The sequence below is a fragment of the Streptomyces sp. YS415 genome, from assembly GCF_023544665.1.
GTDB lineage: Bacteria > Actinomycetota > Actinomycetes > Streptomycetales > Streptomycetaceae > Streptomyces.
Window position 1 is genome coordinate 1 of sequence record NZ_JAMJFL010000045.1, and the last position, 21,896, is coordinate 21,896.

The window sequence follows — 21,896 nt, forward strand, 5'->3', positions numbered from 1 at the left end:
CACCGAAACCCAGAACGAACCCGCCGCAAAACCTAGATTCACTCCCGTGAAGCTCGTGATCCGCGTGAAACTCCTGCCCACGGCCGAACAGGCAGCCGCACTCCAGGCCACCCTCCAGGCCTGCAACGAAGCCGCCAACCACGCGTCACGCCACGCCTTCACCACCGGGATCACACGCAACCGCGAACTGCGCGCCCAGATTTACCTCCAGCTCAAAGACCGCTGGAGCCTGGGTGCCCAAGCCGCCCAGCACGTCATCAAGAAGACCTCCGACGCATACGCGGCACTCACGGGCAACCTCAAAGCCGGAACCCTCGGCCGCCCCGGCTCCAAACGCCACACCAAAGCCACCAGCAAACCGATCACCTTCCGGCCCCACGCCGCCCAGCCCTACGACGACCGCATGCTCTCCTGGCAGACAGAGCAGCGAACCGTCTCCATCTGGACCGTCGAAGGCCGCATGAAACGCGTCCCCTACACAGGCAACGAGGACCAGCTGCTCCTCCTCGCCCGCCGACGGCACGGGGAATCCGACCTGATCCGGCAGAACGGCCAGTGGTACCTGCTCGCCACCATCGACCTCCCCGAACCACCCGAGAACCCCGCACCACAGGGCTTCATCGGCGTCGACCTCGGCATCGAGAACATCGCCACCACATCCACCGGCACCCGGCACAGTGGCCGCCACACCAACCGAACCCGCCAGAACGACCGTCGCCTGCAACGCGACCTCGCCAAGAAGAACACCCGCTCGGCAAAACGACGAGCCAAACGCCACGCCGGCAAGCAGGCACGGCGCACCCGCGACATCAACCACAAGATCAGCAAGCACATCGTGGCGGAGGCACAACGCACCGGCCGCGGCATCGCCCTCGAAGACTTGAGCGGCATCCGCGAACGGGCACGGCTGAAGAAGCCCCAACGCGTCACGATCAACTCCTGGGCCTTCGGCCAGCTCGGCTCCTTCATCGCCTACAAGGCGCGCAGAGCCGGCGTGCCCGTGGTGTTCGTCACTCCGGCGTACACCAGCCAGGAATGCTCGCAATGCCACCACATCGACAAGCGCAACCGGCCTCAGCAGGCCGTGTTCGCGTGCAGGTCCTGCGGCATCGTTGAGCACGCGGACCTGAATGCGTCCCACGTCATCGGCCGACGCGGCTGGTGGGTGTGGGTCTGCGGGGCCGAGTCACAGGTCCCTGCCCTCAAGCTCGTGGCCTGAGGGCTGGATGCGCCGGTCTCCGCCGAAGCCATCGGCGGACCGAGCTGCAAGCCGGGGAGATGCGTGCCCCGGTAGCGGACGCGATCGCTCGTACAGCGAGGTGTGAGGCATACGAAAAAGGCCCCGATCCGGAGATCGGGGCCTTCGCTGTGGCTGGGGCCGGGGTCGAACCGGCGACCTTCCGCTTTTCAGGCGGACGCTCGTACCAACTGAGCTACCCAGCCACGAGGCTTCCGGGGAAACCTCAGCGGTCCTGACGGGATTTGAACCCGCGGCCTCCACCTTGACAGGGTGGCGAGCACTCCAAACTGCTCCACAGGACCAAGCTGTTGCGTACGACAGTGTCGCACACGGTACTGCGTGCCCCCAACGGGATTCGAACCCGTGCTACCGCCTTGAAAGGGCGGCGTCCTAGGCCGCTAGACGATGAGGGCTATCGGCCCGCCTGGGCGCTTCTCAGCGCGTCGGGGACGTGAGAAGCATATGGGATGGCGGGAGGGATCGCCAAAACGGTTTCAGGAGGGAGGCGGGGAGGAGGGGGCGACGCCCGGGTGGTTCTCCTCCGGGAGGTGGCGGCTGACCTCGGCCGTCGTGAGGCCCAGACCACCCAGTTCGATCTCGTCCCAGGCCTGCAGGCGCTTGGTGTCCCGGTCGAAATAGAGGATCGAGGTCTCGATCGGGTCGGGGTACTTGCCCTCGATCGCGCGCAGTCCGCTGCCGCCCGTGGAGCCCTCGATGCGCAGGCGTGTGCCCCGGTCCAGGACCTCCATCTCGTCGTGGTGGAGGTGGCCGGCCAGGACCAGCGGCACCTCGCCGTCCACCTTGCGGGCCGCGGACGGTTCGTGGGCGATCGCCACGTCCACCGGGGTGCCCGCGGCTTCCTGGTCGCGCAGGGCGGAGGCGAGGCGGGCGCCGGCCAGTTCCTGGGAGGCCTCGGCGCCGGTCTTGTTCGTGCGGTCGGGGGTGAACTGGGGGTCGCCCATCCCGGCGAAGCGCAGGCCGGCGACGGTCTTGGCGCGTCCGTCGTCCAGCACGTGCACGTTCTTCAGGTCTTCCAGGTACTGCTGGGTGATCTTCGAGTCGTGGTTGCCGCGGACCCAGACGTAGGGCGCGCCGAGGTCCTCGATGGGGTCGAGGAAGCCGTTCTCGGCGGCGGAGCCGTGGTCCATGGTGTCGCCGGAGTCGACGATCACGTTGACCTGGTACTGCTCGACGAGCGAGGCGATGATCTTCCAGCTGGCCGGGTTGAGGTGGATGTCGGACACGTGCAGGACGCGGATGGTGGTGGGGTCCGGCTGGTAGGTCGGAAGGGTGGAGGTGGCGTCGTAGAGCTTGGTCACGTTGGTGACGAGGCGGGCCAGTTCCTTCTGGTAGACGTCGAATTCGGTGACGATGCTGCGGGCGTCGCCGACCAGGGAGGGGGCGGAGGACAGGAGTCCGGAGAACTTGGGTTCGAGGACGGAGTTCGGGTTCCAGGTGGCGGCCGCGGTGCCTGCCGACGCGGCGAGGAGGGTGAGCGCGAGGCCGCCGGCGGCGAGGGCGCGGCGGGGGCGCCGGTAGACGGCGAGGCCGAGGGCGGTGGCGCCGGCGACTACGGCGACGCAGGAGCGGATGGCCAGGTCGCGGGTGCCGTGGGCGACGTCGCGGGCGACTTCGTCCTGGAGTCCGGAGATGCGTTCGGGGTGGTCGACGAGGGCCTGGGCGCGTTCGGGGTCGAGTTGGTCGACGTTGACGTCCAGGCGGACGGGGGCGACGTGGCTGTCGAGCTGGAGGGCGCCGAGCGGGGAGACGTTGATCTTTGTGCCGCCGCTGGCCGAGGGGCGCAGGGTCATGGTGGTGTCCATGGGGCCGACGGGCACGCGTACGTTTCCGACGATCAGCAGGCCGAGCCAGGCGCCGAGCAGGACGACTGTGAGGAGGCCGAGGGCGCGGCTCCAGGGGTGTGGCTGGGGGACGAGCTGGATGGCGCTGGGTGCTTGGCGGGCGCGGTAGTGGCGGGCCAGGGCGCGCGGTGCCCTTCGGATCCGGTGGGTGGCGGTCAGGATTGCCGAGGGGACGCGAGCCATTGGTCCCGTATGCCCAAGTGCGCGGGCGGATATGCGGGGTGCCTGCGGCTCTCGTACGGGCGTCTCGTGCCCGACAATGGGCCTGTGCTGGAGATGACGCGCGAGGAGTTCGAGGAACTGGTCGCCGAGGCGTTGGACCGGATTCCGCCGGAGCTGACGCGGCTGATGGACAACGTCGCGGTGTTCGTCGAGGACGAACCGCCCGCCGGGGATCCTGAGCTGCTCGGGTTGTACGAGGGGACGCCGCTGACGGATCGGGGTGAGTGGTACGCGGGTGTGCTGCCGGACCGGATCACGATCTACCGGGGGCCGACGCTCAGGATGTGCGAGTCGCGGGAGGACGTGGTCGCGGAGACCGAGGTGACGGTGGTGCACGAGATCGCGCATCACTTCGGGATCGACGACGCCCGGTTGCACGCACTCGGGTACGGGTGAGCGTCCGCTGAGGCGGGTGGCGTGTCCTCTTGTGGGCGGCGGGAGTTGGGGAGGTTGACTCCTTCATCCTCCACCGGAGGTGGCTGCCCGTGCGCCCCTTGTACGTTTCCGTCCGTCTGGCCGCCACGGTGATGGCCGTCGCCGCTGCCGCCGGTTGCATGAGTGTGGGTGACGACGGTGCCGGTGGGGATGCGAAGCCGTCGCGGTCGGCGGGGCAGCGGGGTGGTGAGGCGCCGGACGGGGGTTCGGCGGTCTCGGGCGGCGGTGCGGGGTTCGGGGCTGCGGCGGCGGACGGTGGGCGGGGCAAGGGCAGGAAGGCCGGGAAGGGCGGGGCCGAGGAGTCGGCGTCGCCTTCGGCGTCCGTGTCGGTGGAGCCGAGCGGGAAGGCGGCCGGGCCGGGCAAGCCGGGGAGGACGGAGAAGCCGGGCGGGCCCGGGGAGCAGCCCGAGCCGACCGGTGCGCCGCCGTCGCCGACGCGTCCGGCGGATCCGACGCCGGATCCGACGCCGCCTGAGCCGTCGGTGACGCCGGAGCCGACGGTGGCGGAGCCGTCGTCGTCGGCGCACGGGGAGGCGGGGCCGCAGATGGTGCAGCGGGAGCCGGCGCCGGAGGCGGGCGTTCCGGTGTGACCTACGTCTAGTGGACCCGGTTTGCCTTGGGGGGGTGAGGGTGCGTATGGTGGTAGATCGTTTGATCCCATTTGCCCGGCGCCAACGCAGAGCGCGCCGTGTGGCGCGTACTCTCCCTTGCCGTGGCTGACCGCATAGAGGCGGTCGTATTGCGAAAACACGGAGTTGACGGGCGCGTGCCGACGAGACTCCGGAAGGTTTCGCATACGCATGTCCATTTCCAGTTCTGATCACATCGTCATGCCCGAGAACGACGAGAACCAGATCGTCGGGACCGAGATCGTCGAGAACCAGATCGCCGAGACCGAGATCGTCGGGACCGAGGTCCTCGAGGCCGAGAGCCCCGAGACCGTGGCCGCCGAGGAGACCCCCGAGGTCACCTTCGCCACGCTCGGTCTCCCCGAGGGCGTCGTGCGCAAGCTCGCGCAGAACGGTGTGACCACCCCCTTCCCGATCCAGGCCGCGACCATCCCGGACGCCCTGGCCGGCAAGGACATCCTCGGCCGTGGCCGCACCGGCTCCGGCAAGACCCTCTCCTTCGGTCTGCCGCTGCTGACGCAGCTGTCCGGCGGTCACACCGAGAAGAAGAAGCCCCGCGCCATCATCCTCACGCCGACGCGTGAGCTCGCGATGCAGGTCGCGGACGCCCTCCAGCCGTACGGCGACGTGCTCGGCCTGAAGATGAAGGTCGTCTGCGGCGGTACGTCGATGGGCAACCAGATCTACGCGCTGGAGCGCGGTGTCGACGTCCTCGTCGCCACCCCGGGCCGGCTGCGCGACATCATCAACCGCGGCGCCTGCTCCCTGGAGAACGTCGAGGTCGCGGTCCTCGACGAGGCCGACCAGATGTCCGACCTGGGCTTCCTGCCCGAGGTCACCGAGCTGCTCGACCAGATCCCGGGTGGCGGCCAGCGCATGCTGTTCTCGGCCACCATGGAGAACGAGATCTCCACGCTGGTCAAGCGCTACCTGACCAACCCGGTCACGCACGAGGTCGACAGCGCCCAGGGCAACGTCACGACGATGTCCCACCACATCCTCATCGTGAAGCCCAAGGACAAGGCGCCGGTCACCGCGGCGATCGCCTCCCGCAAGGGCCGCACGATCATCTTCGTCCGCACCCAGCTGGGCGCCGACCGGATCGCCGAGCAGCTCTGCGACTCGGGTGTGAAGGCCGACGCGCTGCACGGCGGTATGACGCAGGGCGCGCGTACCCGTGTGCTGGAGGACTTCAAGAAGGGTTACGTCAACGCGCTGGTCGCGACCGACGTCGCCGCCCGCGGTATCCACGTCGACGGCATCGACCTGGTCCTGAACGTGGACCCGGCCGGCGACCACAAGGACTACCTGCACCGCTCCGGCCGTACGGCCCGCGCGGGACGCTCCGGCACGGTCGTGTCGCTGTCCCTGCCGCACCAGCGCCGCCAGATCTTCCGGCTGATGGAGGACGCGGGCGTCGACGCCACGCGCCACATCATCCAGGGCGGCACGAGCTTCGACCCGGAGGTCGCCGAGATCACCGGTGCCCGGTCGATGACCGAGGTGCAGGCGGAGTCGGCGGGCAACGCCGCGCAGCAGGCCGAGCGCGAGGTCGCGCACCTCGCCAAGCAGCTGGAGCGTGCGCAGCGCCGCGCGACGGAGCTGCGCGAGGAGGCCGACCGGCTGGTCGCCCGGGTCGCCCGCGAGCGCGGCGAGGACCCGGAGGCCGCGGTGGCCGAGGCGCAGGCGGCGGTGGCCGCGGCGGAGATCGCCGTGCCGGAGCAGCCGGTGGCCAAGGACGTGGAGCGGGTCGAGCGCACGGAGTCCTCGTCGTACGAGCGTCGGGACCGGGGCGGCGACCGTGGTGGCCGTTCGTTCGAGCGTCGGGACGACCGTGGTGGCGACCGGGGCGGGGACCGTGGTGGGTTCCGTCGGGACGACCGCCGGGACAACGACCGCGGTGGGTTCCGTCGTGACGACCGTGGCGGCGAGCGTTCCTTCGAGCGTCGTGACGACCGGGGCGGCGACCGTGGTGGCCGTTCGTTCGAGCGTCGGGACAACGACCGCGGTGGTTTCCGTCGTGACGACCGTGGCGGCGAGCGTTCCTTCGAGCGTCGTGACGACCGGGGCGGCGACCGTGGTGGCCGTTCGTTCGAGCGTCGGGACAACGACCGTGGCGGGTTCCGCCGTGACGAGCGTCGCGACGACCGTGGTGGCCGTTCCTTCGAGCGCCGCGACGACCGTGGCGGCGAGCGCGGCGGGTTCCGCCGGGACGACCGTGGTGGCCGTCCCTTCGAGCGTCGTGACGAGCGCGGCGGTCACCGTGGCAGCGACCGTCCGTTCAACCGCGACCGCCAGGGCGACCGCCCGGGCTTCCGCGCCGGCGGCCCGAGCCACGACCGCCCGAGCCACGACCGCCCGTACGGCCGTCGTGACGACCACCGCGGCGGCGGCTCCTTCCAGCGCCGCGACGACAAGCCGCGCTGGAAGCGCAACGGCTGACGTCTGCTGAACTGATTCCGGAAGGGCCCGTACGACTTCGGTCGTACGGGCCCTTCCGCGCTCCGGCAATCGACTACCGAAGCCTGTGTGGCGGTTGTTAACATCCCCTGGCTCGCATGGCGGAGAGTGGCCGAGGGGGATGTGACGAGGTCTGCCGCGATGCCTTCTCTGATTCTTCCCTGGGGAGGGACTCTTGCCCGGCGCGCCCGGATCGCTCTTAATCTCATCGGTCCGGCCGCTCTCGGCGCCGGCTCGCTGAACGTCTGTCTGTTCGCCCATGACGGGGCGGACCGGCGTCGGCGTCGGCGACATCACCGGCGACGGCAAGGACGACCTGATCTCGCGGGACACCGCGGGCAACCTCTACCGCAACACCGGCACCGGCAAGGATCCTTCGCCTCGCGCGTGAAGATCGCGACGGGCCGGGAGGGCTACAAGGGAGTTTTTCATTGCGGCACTTGACCGTACGCGCCGCGGCCACCGCCGGCGTGCTCGCGCTGGGGCTCGGGCTCACGCCGATGCTCGCCTCGCAAGCCGCAGCGGAGGCCCCCGCACAGGTGGATGTCACGCCCAACTGGCGTGCTCTGCCCCGTGCGGACTCGCTGGGCTCCTTCGGCACGAGCGGGTTCGTGCACTCGCCCGAGGACGCCGATCCGCACTCCGGGCAGGAGTTCCAGTGGACCCGGTTCGACACCGGGGAGACGACCACGCTGCTCGGCCACGGCAACAACGACGAGGCCGGCTTCGCCGAGTTCGGCGTCGAGTCGGATTACGTGGCCCACCATCACCTCGGCTGGATCGACATCCGGAACATGGCGGACGGCACCGCGCGCCGGTTCACCGTGCCCCACGGCTCCGGAGACCTCTTCAAGGGCCTGGTCGGCGGCACCGTCCTGGTGCAGGACTACACGGACGCCGAACTGCAGACGGTGGACAGCTGGTACCTTCTGCCCGCTGACAACCCGGTGGCCGACGCCAAGGTCACCGTTACCGGCTGGCCCGAGGGCACGGACCTGAGGAACGTGCGGCTGGTCGCGGGAGACTCCAGGGAGGCCGTCGTACGGTTCACCGGTTCGACCGGCGACGCGGAGTACGGCCCGTACGACCGGCTCGGCCTGATCGATCTCCGTACTGGGCAGCTGCGCACCCTCCTCGCGGATACCGGCTGGACCTCTTCCATCGCCGTCGCCGGGGACCGCCTGCTCTGGATCGACACCGAGCGGGTGGCGCACGTGCGCTCCCGCTCCGACCTGGACGCGCCCGAGCGGACCTTCCCGGTCCCGGCCGACCTCGACATCTCCAAGATCGGTCTGCTCGACGGCTGGCTGCTGGCCTTCACGAACACCGAGGGCACGGACGCGGCGCTGCAGCGGAACCTGGTCGCCGTGTCGTTCGGGCAGGAGCGGCGAATCCTCCTGGAGAAGGCCGACAAGGAGGCCGTGCAGATCGCGGGTGGCGGGGTCGCCGTGATCGGCGGGACCTCCTCGGCCGACTGGTATCTGCAGAAGGCGACGGTCGGCGAGGACGGTCTGCCGCGCCTGGAGAAGGTGCGGCGCCTCGCTCCTGTCGCGGCTGACATCGACGCGATCGCGCTGAGTGCGGGCACGCTCTCCACCGTCGAGACGGACGGCCCGCAGGGCGCCGGCTTCTACCACCGCACCGTCAGCCCGGCACAGGCGCCCACCGCCGTGTCCGCCCCGGTGTGGGCGGGACGGGAGAGCGGGCGCACGTACGACTACACCGCGTGCGGGCAGATGCGGTGCACCCAGCTCTTCAACAGCGGTGACGGGCGCAGTGTCTACCAGGTCCGCACCTACGAATCGGGCCCCGCCCAGGTCGAGATCGTCGGCCGGCGTGGACCCGACCAGGCAGACCGGGCGCTGACCGGCGATTTCGACGGGTGGCTCACGGACTCCACCGGGCGGTACGCCGTCTACCAGAGCGGTCGGCCGATGGTGCCCGGGATGCCGGTGGAGGACGGGAAGACCATCGTCGTGGACCTCGGCACCGGATCGGTTGTCGACCAGCGGGCGCAGACCGGTGCGACGGTGTGGGGCGCCACGCTCTACGCGGGCACGGCGACGGCCGGAACCGTGGCCACCAAGGATCTCGCGACCGGCAAGGACACCGGGCCCCTCGACACCGGCGCCCCCTGTGTGCCCGTCGAACTGCAGAGCGCGGGACCGTGGCTGTACTGGACCTGTGAGCAGTTCCGCCAGCACGGCGTGGTCAATGTGCGGACCGGTGCGAAGATCGCACTGCCCGCCGGCCGTGGCGGCCTGCTCGGCGACGGCTACTTCGTCAACCAGCGCTACACCGGCTCGAATCTGCGTCTGACGGAGTTCCAGAACGGCACTGCCGTCACCCGCGACCTGGGCATCCCCATGTCCGTCGACGGCAGCGACACGCGCCGCCGGACCTGGGCCGTTGACCGGTTCGGCGGCGGCATCGCCTATGTCGACAAGGAGAACGTCGTCCACGTCGTGGCCAGTGGCGTGAACGCCTCTCCGCTGACCGCGACCCAGGCCGTCGCGTCGGCGGCGTTCAAGGCGGCAGACACCTGGAAGGCTTCCTGGCAGCTGTCCAAGCCGGCGGCCTCCTGGAAGCTGACGCTGGCGTCGGCGAACGGAGCCGTCGTGCGCACCCTCGCCGGAGGCGAGGTCCGCGGGGCCATCACCGCGGTGTGGGACGGCAAGAACTCGGCCGGCTCCTACGCGCCGAACGGCACGTACTCCTGGACCCTCGTCGCTCAGCCCGCCGACGGCCAGGGCCCACCGCTCGGCGCGACCGGCAAGCTGGCCCTGTCGGGCGGAGCGGCGGTGCGTCACGACCATGTCGGCGGCGACGGCATCGGCGACCTGCTCACTCTGAACTCCTCGGGAGGCCTGACGTTCCACCGGGGTACGGGTTCGGGCAAGTTCGGCGAGAAGCTGACCGGCACCGGCTGGCCCACGACCGTCAAGGCCGTCCCCTTCGGCGACCTGAGCGGTGACCGCTGCAACGACGTCCTGGTCCGCTACAGCAGCGGCGCCCTGCGCCTGTACAAGCCGGGCTGCGGTTCGGCGGTCAAGCCGTCGACGCCGTACACGACGCTGGCGAGCAGCGGCTGGACCCAGTACGACGTGCTGACCTCGCCGGGTGACCTCAGCGGCGACGGCCGGCCGGACCTGCTGGCCCGCAACGCCTCCACCGGCGCCGTCTACCTCTACAAGGGCACCAGCACGGGCAAGCTCGCCGCCCGCGTGAAGCTCTACGACAACTGGAAGACGTACAAGAAGATCGTGGGCGTCGGAGACATCACCGGGGACGGTAAAGCGGACCTGCTCGCCCAGGACAAGACCAACACGCTCTACCGCTACGACGGCAAGGGCGACGGCACCTTCGCCTCCCGGGTGAAGCTGTTCAGCAACTGGGGCGGCTCCTACAACACCGTCGTCGGCGTCGGCGACGTCACCGGCGACGGCAGGGCCGACCTCGTCTCCCGCGACACCAGCGGCTACCTGTGGCGCAACAGCGGCGACGGTAAGGGTTTCTTCGGCTCCCGCACGAAGATCGCGACCGGCTGGCAGGGGTACAAGGGCATTTTTTAGCCAAGCTGTGATGCATGTCACGTCCCTGGCGAGGGAATCGCTGGGGACATGACAGATGACGCCAAAGCGAGCGGGCCGTCGGACGGAAAGCTGTCCGACGAGGAGCGGCTGGCCCAGCTCGGCTACACGCAGGTTCTCGCCCGCCGCATGTCGGCGTTCTCCAATTACGCGGTCTCCTTCACGATCATCTCGGTGCTGTCGGGCTGTCTGACGCTGTATCTGTTCGGCATGAACACCGGCGGCCCCGCCGTGATCACCTGGGGCTGGGTGGCCGTGGGCCTGATGACCCTGTTCGTGGGGCTGGCGATGGCCGAGATCTGCTCGGCGTACCCGACCTCCGCGGGTCTGTACTTCTGGGCCCACCGCCTGGCCCCGCCCCGGACCGCGGCCGCCTGGGCGTGGTTCACGGGCTGGTTCAACGTGCTGGGCCAGGTCGCGGTGACCGCCGGCATCGACTTCGGCGCCGCGTCCTTCCTCGGCGCGTACCTCAATCTCCAGTTCGGCTTCGAGGTGACCCCCGGCCGCACCATCCTGCTCTTCGCCGGGATCCTGGTCCTGCACGGCCTGCTGAACACCTTCGGCGTGCGGATCGTCGCGCTGCTGAACAGCGTGAGCGTGTGGTGGCACGTCGTCGGCGTCGCGGTCATCGTCGGCGCCCTGACCTTCGCACCGGACGAGCACCGGTCGGCGTCCTTCGTCTTCGGCGAGTTCGTCAACAACACGGGCTGGGGCAGCAGCTTCTACGTCGTCCTGCTCGGCCTGCTGATGGCCCAGTACACCTTCACCGGCTACGACGCCTCCGCCCACATGACCGAGGAGACGCACAACGCCTCCACGGCCGGCCCGAAGGGCATCGTGCAGTCCATCTGGACGTCGTGGATCGCCGGCTTCGTCCTCCTCCTCGGCTTCACCTTCGCCATCCAGTCCTACGAGGGGGCCCGCACCTCCCCGACCGGCGCGCCGCCTGCCCAGATCCTCCTCGACGCGGTGGGCGCGACCGCGGGCAAGCTGCTGCTGCTGGTCGTGATCGGGGCGCAGCTGTTCTGCGGGATGGCGTCGGTGACCGCCAACAGTCGCATGATCTACGCCTTCTCGCGCGACGGGGCGCTGCCGTTCTCGCGGGTGTGGCACACGGTGAACCCGCGCACCCGCACACCCGTCGCGGCGGTCTGGCTGGCGGCGGGCGGGGCCCTGCTGCTGGGCCTGCCGTATCTGCTGAACGTGACGGCGTACGCGGCGGTGACGTCCATCGCCGTGATCGGCCTCTACATCGCCTACGTCATCCCGACCCTGCTGCGGCTGCGCAAGGGAGAGGCGTTCGAGCGGGGGCCCTGGCACCTGGGGCGCTGGTCGAGGGCGATCGGCGTGGTGGCGGTGGCGTGGGTCGGGGTGATCACGGTGCTGTTCATGCTGCCGCAGGTCTCCCCGGTGACCGCGGAGACCTTCAACTACGCCCCGGTCGCCGTCCTGGTCGTCCTCGGCTTCGCCGCCGCCTGGTGGCTGGCCTCGGCCCGGCACTGGTTCCTGAACCCGGAGCACGAGCGCACGATCGCCCGCGAGGCGGCCCGCGCGGACGCACCCGAACCGGTCGATCCGTAACCCTTCGCCCGCCGGACGCGGCCGTGTCACCGATACCCGATCGGAGTCCCGGCCCCGTCCGGCTATGCTCGGGGAGGCAACATCGCCTGGGCCCTTAGCTCAATTGGCAGAGCAGTGGACTTTTAATCCATTGGTTGTGGGTTCGAGTCCCACAGGGCCTACCGACAGTGCGGCGCCCAGATCGGCTTCGGCCGGTCCGGGCGCCGTCGTGTTGTGCGGGATCAGGGGGGATCAGGCCGGGGTCACAGGGACGGGAGGGCCTGGGCCAGGGCCGTCACCGCCGCGGCCAGGGGGGCCACCGGTTCGGCGAAGGCCGTCAGGCGGTCCAGGGCCCGGCGCACCACGCCCGGCTCGGGGGTCGGCTCGTCCAGTTCCTCGCGGAGCCTGCGCAGCTCGGCCCGGGGGGTGTCCTGGTCGGGGAGGCCGGCGCGGTGTTCGTCCAGGAGGCGTTCGATCAGTTCCAGCCGGTCGTGGATCTGGGTGCGCTGGTCGGCCGTGAGGGACTGGAAGGAGACCTGGCCGGCGACGGCCCGGGCGCCGGGGCCCACGGCCTGGTTGGCGACCTGGCTCTGGCCGCCGTACTGCTGGACGCCGAAGTTGGTGTTGTCGGCGGGCTGGTGAGGCATCTGGTTCTCCTTACTTCGGGGCAGCGGCCGGGGCCGAAGCCGTGGCCGTCGCGGCGTCGGCCCGGGCGCCCTGTCCGACGGCCTGGTTGCCGACGACGCTGACCCCGCCGGTCTGCAGGACGCCGTGGTTGAGGATCGTCTGCGTCTGGGTGCGGAAGTCGGTGGTGTCCACCCCGTGCTCGTCCAGGAAGTCCCGTACGGCGGCCAGGGCGTGCCGGTCGAGGGCGGCGAACGCCCGCTCGGCGTCGACGCGTTGGAAGTGGTCGAGGTACTCGGTGCTCATCGCGTGCTCGCGGATGCTCAGCCGGGCGCCCCGGTCGAAGGCGGGGTCGGTCTTGGCGGCCGAGCGTTCCCGGCGCCGGCGGCGGGGTGCGCCCCACTCGCGCAGGGCGTCGCCCAGCACCGCCCGGGGCGACCCGAACAGGGCGCCGCCGCTGCGCCGCAGGGCCGACAGCAGCAGGCCCGCCCGGTGCGCGGAGGTGAGGACGTCCGGGAGGAGGTCGACGCCGCGCAGGTCCGGCCGGAGCGGGGTGAGGACGTGGCGGTCGCAGTGCAGGTGCAGGGTTCTGCCGACCACCGCGATGTGCAGCAGCTGACTGGGCACCACCGCCCCGCCCCACAGGGGCAGGTGCGCGGCCAGGCAGTGCCGGGCAGCGCCCTGCGGGTCCAGCGCGATGTCCCGTACGGCCGCCTCCGGGAGCCGGGCGGCGGGCGTCCTGATCAGGGCGGGCAGGAAGCGGGGGTCGCCGGCGATCCGGGTGCCGCTGACGAACACCCGGTCCTCCACCTCCAGCGCCGCGAGGCTCGGGCCGCCGTCGAGGGGCGGGGCGGCGGTGGCATGCCGTACGGCGGCCTCGCGCAGCCGGGCGCGCAGCCGCTCCACCACGTCCCAGGTGTCGAAGCCGGTGAGCGGGGTGCCGGGCCGCTCGGGCAGCAACGGCAGCGACAGGGACCACTGCGACTGCCGTACGCCCTGGCCCACGAAGGGGGAGAAGCCGCTGTACACGGTGACATTGCCCGCCTGCGCCTTGGCCACCGCCCCTACGGCGGCGATCGCCCACGACTCCGCGGGCGCGGGCGCGGGCCCCGACTCCGGGACGAAGTTCTCGCGCCGCAGTGAGCCGCGCAGCCGCCGGTCGACGTCCAGCTCCTCCCGGGCCATCACCCAGTACGCCCACACCCCGCCCCCGATCACCGCCAGCAGCGGCGGGACACCGCGCGCGTAGGACCCGGCCAGCCAGCTCCACACCCCCGACAGCGGCAGCGCGGAGAGGAACCGGCCGAACAGGATCCCGGCGAGCAGCAGTCCGGTGATCGTGGCGAGGAGCCACCGCAGGGCCGCCCCCGTGTCCACCGGCTCCCGGCCGCGGACGACGCGCCGCGGCGCCCGGGAGGCCTTGGCCAGCGCCTTGAAGGCGAGGTTGCCGAAGACGAGCCACAGCGGGCCGAAGGCGGCGATCAGCAGGTAGATCGCGACGAGCTGCCGGTCGCGCGCCCGGTGCAGTCGGCGGGCCGCCAGGCTGTGCCGGACGACGGGCACCAGGTCGACGCCGGGGGAGGGCGCGACCGCGCCCAGCTCGTCGCGCAGGACGTCGTCGACGACCCGGCGGGTGAACCCGGGGTCGGTGTAGGCGGCCGCGCACAGGTGGCGGGTGGTGTCGCCGGGCGCGGTGGCGCCCACGCCGCCGCCGGGGGCGTCCGGCCAGGAGGGCGCGGAGGATGCGGAGGGTGCCACGGTGCTGCTCCGTTCGCGGATACGGGACAGGGCTGCGCGGGCGCCGGTCCCGCCGTACACGGCTGCCAGGGCCGTGCCCAGCAGCACCCCGAAGACGAGGCCGTCCACCACGAAGTGGACGATCACCGCGTCCGAGGGGCCGCCGAAGAACATCAGGGACTCGTCGCCGTCGGCCGTCACGACCGCCCAGGACGCCACCGCCGCGACGAGCGAGAGGAGCACGCCCGTGCCGAAGGCGGCGAGCCGCCGCAGGCCCGGGGAGGCGGGGCCACGGCCCACCAGCCGGGGTGCCAGGACGACACCGGTGAGCAGGATCACCAGAGCGGTGTTGCCCGCCAGGTAGAGGGGCTCGCTCGCGCCTTCCGAGCTGGGGGAAAGATCCCAGGTCAGGACGTACAGGGCGCGGTGCATCACGCTCAGCAGCGGGGTCTCCGGCCGGGCCTCGATCAGCGGCTCCCGCAGCCAGGGGCTGCCCAGCAGCACAAGTGCCCCGCACAGCAGGGCGGTTCTTCGGATCGAGCGCACTGATCGCCCCACGACAACCCCCTGTCACACCCCCGGGCGCAGCACTGTACGTAGTCGAACGGCTGCGCACCAGCGGTCAGGGAGACATTCCGGTGTCGGCCAACTCGCGGCCCGACGTGGCCGGTTGGCGCTCTGCGGGGTCCGTCCGCCGCGCCGCCGCTCCGGGAACCGGGAGAGGTGGGTGAGGATGGAGCAGTACAGGTGCGGCAGGCCGGCGGCATGCCGGAGCCGCCCGCGCAGAACCTCAACCGAGCCGGTCCCGCTGGAGCGTCGATGCCTCTCCCTTACGTCCTGCTGTCGGCCGCGGTCTCCCTCGACGGCTACCTGGACGACACCGGCCCCGAGCGGCTGCTGCTCTCGAGCCCGGCCGACTTCGACCGGGTCGACGAGGTACGGGCGTCGGTCGACGCGATCCTCGTCGGCGCCGGGACGATCCGCGCCGACAACCCGCGCCTCCTGGTCAACTCCCCGGCGCGGCGCGCGGCACGGATCTCCGCGGGGCGGCCGGAGTACCCGCTGAAGGTCACCGTCAGCGGGAGCGGGGAGCTGGACGCGGGGGCGAACTTCTGGCACACGGGCGGCGAGAAGGTCGTCTATACGACGGAGAAGGGCGCGCAGCGGGCGCGTGCGGCCGGTCTGGCGGCCGACGTGGTCGCCCTGGGCCCGGACCTGGACTGGCGGCGGCTGCTGGCGGACCTGCACAGCCGGGGTGTGCGGCGCCTGATGGTCGAGGGCGGCGGCCGGGTCCACACCCAGCTGCTCCAGGAAGGGCTGGCGGACGAGCTCCAGCTCGTGCTGGCCCCCCTGTTCGTCGGCGACCCGTCCGCGCCGCGCCTCTTCGGGCCCGGCGGGTACCAGCGGGGCCGGCTGCGCCTGGTGGAGTCCCGGCGGATCGAGGACGTGGTCCTGATGCGCTACCTCCCCACGGCTCCCGGAGTGGGCCCGCGGACCACGGCCGCCGACCGCCACTGGCTCCGGCTGGCCTGCGAACTGGCGGAAGTGTGCCCGCCCTCGCGGACGGCGTTCAGTGTCGGCGCGGTGGTGGTGGCCGCCGACGGCACGGAACTGGCCCGCGGCCACTCCCGGGAGGGCGACGACCCGGTGGTCCACGCGGAGGAGGCGGCCCTGGCGAAGACCGACCCGGGCGACCCCCGGCTGGCCTCCGCGACCGTGTACAGCAGCCTGGAACCCTGCGCCCGCCGGGCCTCCCGCCCGGTGCCCTGCGCGCGGCTGATCATCGAGGCGGGGGTGCGCCGGGTCGTCACGGCCTGGCGGGAGCCGGACACCTTCGTGGCGGACGCGGACGGCAGCGGCCTGCTGGCGTCGGCGGGCGCGGACGTGGTGCTGCTCCCCGAGTTCGAGGACCGCGCGAAGGCCCCGAACACCCACGTGCTGCCGTAGCGGCCCGCGCCCCGCTGCGATCGGCGCGCCCCGACCCGCCCTGACCTGCGCCCCGCCCCGCCCCCGCTCCGATCGGCCCAACCCGACCTGCGCCCCGCCTGTCCCCGCGCCACGCTGCCAGCATGAGGTCTGTCCGAAGTGCCGCCCTGCTGCTGCTCGTCGCCCTCGTCGGCACCGCCTGCGGAGTGACCGGTGCCGACTCCCGCACCATGGCGCGCGCCCTGCCGCCCGGCGCCGAGTTCACCCACCCCGGCGTCCTCGTCAGCGCGGCGCAGCTGGCCGCCGTACGCAAGAACGTCACCGCCGGGAAGCAGCCGTGGCTGAAGGCGTACCTCGCGATGCGGGACAGCAAGTACGGCGCCTACAAGTACCGGGCCGAGCCGTACGAGAACGTTTACTGTCCCGCCGGGAGGAAGGCCGGGCGCGGGTGCGTGCAGGAGCGCGAGGACGCCATCGCCGCCTACACGCAGGCGCTGCTGTTCACGGTGACCGGCAAGCGGCAGCACGCCGTCAAGGCCCGGGAGATCATGGACGCCTGGTCGGCGCGGCTGCGGCGGCACAGCGGGCAGAACGCCGGGCTCCAGGCCGGCTGGGCGGGGTCCACCTGGGCGCGGGCCGCCGAGATCGTCCGCCACAGCGACGGCGCCGACTGGCCCGAGGACCGGGTGCGCCGCTTCGAGACGATGCTGCGCACCGCCCACCTGCCCCACGTCACCCGGAAGGCCCCGGACACCAACGGCAACCGGGACCTGATCACCACCGACGCCGCCATCGGCATCGCCGTCTTCCTCGACGACCACCCCACCTTCGACCACGCCCTCGCCCGCTTCCGCGACCGCGTGCCCGCCTACTTCTACCTGGAGAAGGACGGCCGCCTCCCGCTCACCCCCGCCGGGTCGAGCAGGACCACCCCGCAGCGGCTGACGGCGTACTGGCACGGGCAGAGTGTGTACAAGGACGGCGTCACCCAGGAGAGCTGCCGCGACTTCCGGCACGTCGGCTACTCCGTCGCCGCCACCGCGCACATCGCCGAAACCGCCTGGCACCAGGGCGTCGACCTGTACGGCGAGGCCGAGGAGCGGCTCACGGCCGCGCTGGAGCTGCACGCCCGCCACCAGCTGGGCGAGCCCGTGCCGGCCTGGCTGTGCGGCGGCAGGGTGGAGCGGGACATGGGGCCCGACCTGGAGGTCGCGCTCAACCGGGGCCTCGGCGGCCCGGCGGCTCGCACGCTCGCCGGGAAGACCCGTCCGGCGGGCACCGACGACCTCTTCGTCGCCTGGGAGACGCTCACCCACGCGGGCAATCCCGGGGCGTGAAGACACGCGTGTGCAGGGGGTCCCGCGGATGGCGTACACTGGTTTCAACGACGCGGGGTGGAGCAGCTCGGTAGCTCGCTGGGCTCATAACCCAGAGGTCGCAGGTTCAAATCCTGTCCCCGCTACTGAAGGCCTAGGGCCGGAACCATTGGTTCCGGCCCTAGGTGTTTTGCCGCGGCTGGTCTGCCGCGTTGTGCTGCGGCCGGTCTGCCGCGCCTCATCCACTCGGCCCACACCGTTCGCCGCCCGCCACCGCTCCGGGAAGCCTGGAGGGACGGCGGACGTGGCGGGAGGCGGGCAGTGCGGACTTCATGCGTGGGCGGGATCCGGCGCGCGTGGTCCCTACGCACCTTCGTCCGCCTCCTCCCGCTGCTCCTGATCGCGGGCGGTGTCCTCTACGACGTCGTCACCCCCCGCGGCTTCACCGCGATCCCCTTCTTCACCGCCGCCCCGCTGGTGGCCGCCCCCTTCTGCGCGCTGAGCGGCACGGTCGCCGTCGGGGCCGTGTCCCTGATCGCCGCCTACGCCGTCCACATCCGGTGGGGCTTCGGTATGGACGCGGACACGGTCACCGAGGTGCTCACCGTGGTCACCGTCGCCGTCCTGGCGGTCGCCCTCAACCGGGTCGTGCGCCGTGGGGATCTGCGGCTCGCCATCCAGCGCGAGATCGCCGTGGCCACCCAGCGTGCCGTCCTGCCCGAACCCATGGAGCGGCTCGGCGGCTACGAGATCGCCGCCCGCTACGAGGCGGCGCAGGCCGACGCCTACATCGGCGGCGACCTGTACGCGGTGCAGGACAGCGCGTACGGCGTACGGGTCGTCGTCGGTGATGTGCGCGGCAAGGGGATGGGGGCCGTCGCGGCCGTCGCCGTCGTCGTCGGGGCGTTCCGGGAGGCCGCCGAGCAGGAACCGGGTCTGGAGGCGGTGGCTCGGCGGCTGGAGCGGGCCCTGGTCCGTGAGGGCTCGCGGCGCGACGGGATCGATGCCGTCGAGGGGTTCACCACCGCCGTGCTCGCCGAACTCCCGCACGGCGACGGGCCGGTCCGCGTCGTCAACCGCGGCCACCCGCCCCCGCTGCTGCTCCACCCCGACGGCACCGTGCGCCCGCTGCGCGCCCGTGAGCCCGCCCTCCCGCTGGGCATGAGCGACCTCGGCGACTGGCCCGACCGCGTCGACGAGGCACCCTTCCCGCCCGGCACCACCCTGCTCCTGCACACCGACGGCCTCTCCGAGGCCCGCAACGCGCAGGGTGTCTTCTTCGACCCCGAACGACGGCTCGACGGCCGCGTCTTCCGCGATCCGGGCGCCCTGATCCGCGCCCTCGCCGAGGAGGTGCGCGTGCACTGCGGAGGGGGGATGGCGGACGACATGGCGCTGCTCGCGGTGCGCAGACCCCGCTCGTCACCCGGGGTGATCGGATGGGAGCCCTCCGCATAACAACTGAGGCACCGTCAATACTTCTGTGACACAAGAGGTTTGGTCAACTCGCCCGATTTAGCGCCCCAGTGACCCGAAAGTCCAGGCCGATCTCGCTAACGATCAAGAGGAACAGCTTGGAATCCGCGCCCCGCGTCTATTAACGTTCGATAACGCAGCGCGGTCGTCCCAGCCGTCACAAGAGGCGGCTCCGTGCGCACGCGCCGAATCCCGCAAGGGAACCGGGGAACCATCAATTGGGGTGAATCGGGCGTAATCCGTCGCGCTGAAAGCGGCAGATATACGCGCGTAGGAGACCTTCCTGCTCCGAACCCGTCAGCTAACCCGGTAGGCGAGAAGGAAGGAAAGGAGCACGCCCACGTGGCGTCAAACCGGCCTGCCCCCGAGGCCCCGTTCGTGCCGAGCCAGCGCAGTGACGAGGCCTTCTCCTACGGCAGCCACCGCACCGACGAGGGCCCCTGGGAGGAATGGAACCCCACCGCGGAATCCATTCGCCCGGTACGCGGCCGGCACCGCGTCTCCAAGCAGCGCGGCGGCGGACTCGCCCGTAGCTCCACGGTGCTCGGCGTCGGTGTCATAGCCGCCGTCGGCGCGGGCGGCATGGCCAGCGCGCAGTCCGGCAAGCCGCCGGTCGCGATCACCATGCCCGACCTGCCGCTGATCTCCGACGACCCGGCGGAGCCGACCCCCGAGACCTCGGCCACCCCGCTCAGCAGCGTCGGCATGACCACCACGGACACCGAGCAGGGTGCCGCGGACGCCGGTGAGGCGCTGCGCGCCCGGATCATGGCGCAGGCCGAGCAGCAGCAGGACCAGGTCGCCACCAAGGCCGCCGAGGCCGCCGTCGCTGCCGCCGAGAAGGCCGCCGCGGAAGCCGCCGCCGAGGCCGAGAAGGAGGCGAAGGCCAAGGCCGCCGCCGCCAAGGCCAAGGCCGAGGAGGAGGCCCGCGAGAAGGCCGAGGCCGAGCGCCTGGCCGCCCTCGCCAAGCAGTTCGCGCTGCCGACCTCCTCGTACACCATCACCTCGACCTACGGTCAGGCCGGCGCGCTGTGGTCCTCCGGGTACCACACCGGCACCGACTTCGCCGCTCCCACCGGCACCCTGATCAAGGCGGTCCACACCGGCACGATCACCTACGCCGGGTACGACGGCTCCTACGGCTACAAGACCGTGCTCACCCTGGAGGACGGCACCGAGATCTGGTACGCCCACCAGTCCTCGATCAGCGTCAGCGTCGGGCAGAAGGTCGCCACGGGCGACGTCATCGGTCGCGTGGGCGCGACCGGCAACGTCACCGGTGCCCACCTCCACCTGGAGGTCCACCCCGAGGGCTCCTCCTCCGGCATCGACCCGCTCGCCTGGCTGCGAAGCAAGGGCCTCACCCCCTGACCGAGCCCTCGCCGGAACCCCGGCGGTCCTGACGACGTCCCCCCGACGTCAGGGCTGCCGGTTCTCGGCGTTCGCGGCCCCTACGACCGGTACGGGTTGTAGGCGGGGTACGGGCCCGCCGGGTACGCCGGAGAGGGCTGGTACGCCGGCTGGGCCGGGTACCCGTAGGTGCCGTGCGCCGGCCATGGCGCCGCCGCCACCGGCGCCGGTGGGGCGGTGGCGCGGGCCGCGTGGTCCAGGGCCGGGCGGGCGATCTCCCGGCGGCGCCACAGTTCCCCCAGCAACTCCTGCTCGCGTACGACGAAGTCGGCGCCCGCACGCCCCCGGCGCCCCCGGTGGCGCAGGAACGCCAGCGAGGTCGCGTACGCCTCGTACCGCGCCACCTCCCGTGCCGCCTGCCGTCCGGCGCGGCGGCGGGCGTACTGCCGGGCCAGGCGCCGCGCCCGCATCGAGGCGAGCGCGAAGGGCTCGCCCGGGGTGAGCCAGCCGGCGACGGCGTAGGCGGGCAGTTCCTCCCGCACGGTGCGCAGCTCGCGCTGCCGGGTCCAGATCACCAGCCAGGTCAGCAGCCCGAACGCAGGGACCATGATCGCCCCGTACACGGCGAAGAAGCCGTACGGGCCGAACGCCGAGGAACCGTTCCACATCGCGTGCATGCCCATCGCGAGCAGCAGCCCGGACAGCGGCAGCAGCACCCGCCGCAGGCGCCGGCGGTCGCCGGAGAGCGCGGCGATGCCGAAGCCGATGCCGGTCAGGACGGTGAAGAGGGGGTGCGCGAAGGGCGACATGATGATGCGCACGAAGAAGGTCGCCGCCGTCACGGAGGCGATGCCGCTGCCGCCGGTGATCTGGTCGGTGCCGAAGGCGGTGCCGAGATAGAGGATGTTCTCGGTGAAGGCGAAGCCGGTCGCGGTGACCCCGGCTATCACCACCCCGTCGACCAGCCCGGTGAAGTCCCGGCGCCGGAAGAGGAAGACCAGCAGCACGGCGGCCGCTTTCGCCGACTCCTCCACGACCGGCGCTATCACGGTCGCCCCGAGGGTGTCGGCGCTGGACGGATCCGCGGTGGCCGTCGCTATCCATCTCGTCGCGAAGCTGTTGGCGACGATGGCTATCAGCGCCGCCGCGCAGGCGCCCCAGGCGAAGGCGAACAGCAGATTCCGCCAGGGGCCCGGCTCGACCCGGTCCAGCCAGCGGAAGGCGGCTATGAGCAGCGGCACGGGCAGCACGGCCAGGCCGAGCCCGACCAGGAAGCCCTCGGTGCCGGTCTGTTCGCGGACCAGGGCGAGGATCACCAGGCCGGAGAGGGTGAGCAGGGTGATCAGCGCGCCGTAGCGCACCGACTTCCGCTGCCACCAGTGCGCGTGCCGCAGTGCGCCGCCGGCGGGACCGGTGGGGTGCGTCGGGTACGGAGGACTGGTGGCCACGGCATTGACCCTAACGAGGAA

General features: G+C 71.7%; 15 protein-coding genes, 5 tRNA genes and 1 riboswitch. Of the genes, 13 read left to right on the forward strand and 7 right to left on the reverse strand.

What is annotated here, in order from left to right; translation table 11 throughout:
* The first annotated feature begins 46 nt into the window (after positions 1–46).
* The gene (locus M8H82_RS33725; RefSeq protein ID WP_250079075.1) at positions 47–1,219 is read left to right on the forward strand and encodes a transposase; all 1,173 of its coding nucleotides are present in this window, start codon (positions 47–49) and stop codon (positions 1,217–1,219) included.
* 150 nt (positions 1,220–1,369) lie between these two features.
* Here M8H82_RS33725 and M8H82_RS33730 read toward each other — a convergent pair.
* The 4 genes from M8H82_RS33730 to M8H82_RS33745 form a co-directional block, all read right to left on the reverse strand.
* Positions 1,370–1,443: transfer RNA gene (locus M8H82_RS33730), tRNA-Phe, on the reverse strand.
* Positions 1,444–1,467: 24 nt separating this feature from the next.
* Positions 1,468–1,542 (reverse strand) — tRNA-Asp (locus M8H82_RS33735).
* Positions 1,543–1,580: 38 nt separating this feature from the next.
* Positions 1,581–1,653 (reverse strand) — tRNA-Glu (locus M8H82_RS33740).
* An 81-nt stretch (positions 1,654–1,734) separates the two neighbouring features.
* Positions 1,735–3,285 carry a metallophosphoesterase gene (locus tag M8H82_RS33745; protein WP_250079078.1) on the reverse strand — a complete coding sequence of 517 codons (1,551 nt, stop codon included), beginning with the start codon at positions 3,283–3,285 and terminating at the stop codon, positions 1,735–1,737.
* Positions 3,286–3,369: 84 nt separating this feature from the next.
* Here M8H82_RS33745 and M8H82_RS33750 point away from each other — a divergent pair, with 84 nt between their 5' ends.
* The 7 genes from M8H82_RS33750 to M8H82_RS33775 all read left to right on the forward strand — a co-directional run bounded on the left by M8H82_RS33750 (position 3,370) and on the right by M8H82_RS33775 (position 12,180).
* Complete coding sequence (locus tag M8H82_RS33750) at positions 3,370–3,720, forward strand: metallopeptidase family protein (RefSeq protein WP_250079080.1); 351 nt, start codon at positions 3,370–3,372, stop codon at positions 3,718–3,720.
* Between the two features lie 89 nt (positions 3,721–3,809).
* A complete protein-coding gene (locus M8H82_RS33755) occupies positions 3,810–4,349 on the forward strand; it encodes a hypothetical protein (RefSeq protein ID WP_250079082.1) in 540 nt (179 codons plus the stop codon).
* Positions 4,350–4,559: 210 nt separating this feature from the next.
* Entirely contained in the window at positions 4,560–6,830 is a 2,271-nt protein-coding gene (locus M8H82_RS33760; RefSeq protein ID WP_250079085.1) for a DEAD/DEAH box helicase, read from the forward strand.
* Positions 6,831–7,107: 277 nt separating this feature from the next.
* Positions 7,108–7,239, forward strand: a complete 132-nt coding sequence (locus M8H82_RS36570; protein ID WP_284049674.1) for a hypothetical protein — start codon at positions 7,108–7,110, stop codon at positions 7,237–7,239.
* 49 nt (positions 7,240–7,288) lie between these two features.
* Complete coding sequence (locus M8H82_RS33765; protein ID WP_250079088.1) at positions 7,289–10,420, forward strand: FG-GAP-like repeat-containing protein; 3,132 nt, start codon at positions 7,289–7,291, stop codon at positions 10,418–10,420.
* A 48-nt stretch (positions 10,421–10,468) separates the two neighbouring features.
* A complete protein-coding gene (locus M8H82_RS33770; RefSeq protein ID WP_250079089.1) occupies positions 10,469–12,019 on the forward strand; it encodes an amino acid permease in 1,551 nt (516 codons plus the stop codon).
* 88 nt (positions 12,020–12,107) lie between these two features.
* Positions 12,108–12,180, forward strand: a tRNA-Lys gene (locus M8H82_RS33775).
* Between the two features lie 81 nt (positions 12,181–12,261).
* On the opposite strand, the gene M8H82_RS33780 is transcribed toward M8H82_RS33775, so the two are convergent.
* Positions 12,262–12,645 (reverse strand): DUF5955 family protein, encoded by a 384-nt coding sequence (locus M8H82_RS33780; protein ID WP_250079091.1) that lies wholly within the window; start codon positions 12,643–12,645, stop codon positions 12,262–12,264.
* A gap of 10 nt (positions 12,646–12,655) precedes the next feature.
* Positions 12,656–14,917, reverse strand: coding sequence for a hypothetical protein (locus M8H82_RS33785; RefSeq protein WP_250079093.1), 2,262 nt, complete (start codon positions 14,915–14,917; stop codon positions 12,656–12,658).
* A 261-nt stretch (positions 14,918–15,178) separates the two neighbouring features.
* On the opposite strand from M8H82_RS33785, the gene M8H82_RS33790 reads away from it, so the two are divergent.
* From M8H82_RS33790 to M8H82_RS33810, 5 genes are all read left to right on the forward strand, one after another.
* Complete coding sequence (locus M8H82_RS33790; protein ID WP_250079094.1) at positions 15,179–16,306, forward strand: dihydrofolate reductase family protein; 1,128 nt, start codon at positions 15,179–15,181, stop codon at positions 16,304–16,306.
* Positions 16,307–16,428: 122 nt separating this feature from the next.
* Positions 16,429–17,622, forward strand: coding sequence for an alginate lyase family protein (locus M8H82_RS33795; protein WP_308293299.1), 1,194 nt, complete (start codon positions 16,429–16,431; stop codon positions 17,620–17,622).
* 51 nt (positions 17,623–17,673) lie between these two features.
* Positions 17,674–17,747: transfer RNA gene (locus M8H82_RS33800), tRNA-Met, on the forward strand.
* 190 nt (positions 17,748–17,937) lie between these two features.
* A complete protein-coding gene (locus tag M8H82_RS33805) occupies positions 17,938–19,059 on the forward strand; it encodes a PP2C family protein-serine/threonine phosphatase (protein ID WP_250079097.1) in 1,122 nt (373 codons plus the stop codon).
* Positions 19,060–19,250: 191 nt separating this feature from the next.
* Positions 19,251–19,408, forward strand: a riboswitch (cyclic di-AMP (ydaO/yuaA leader).
* An 11-nt stretch (positions 19,409–19,419) separates the two neighbouring features.
* Positions 19,420–20,448 (forward strand): M23 family metallopeptidase, encoded by a 1,029-nt coding sequence (locus M8H82_RS33810; protein WP_250079099.1) that lies wholly within the window; start codon positions 19,420–19,422, stop codon positions 20,446–20,448.
* Positions 20,449–20,528: 80 nt separating this feature from the next.
* On the opposite strand, the gene M8H82_RS33815 is transcribed toward M8H82_RS33810, so the two are convergent.
* A complete protein-coding gene (locus tag M8H82_RS33815) occupies positions 20,529–21,875 on the reverse strand; it encodes a PrsW family intramembrane metalloprotease (RefSeq protein ID WP_250079101.1) in 1,347 nt (448 codons plus the stop codon).
* Positions 21,876–21,896 lie beyond the last annotated feature (21 nt).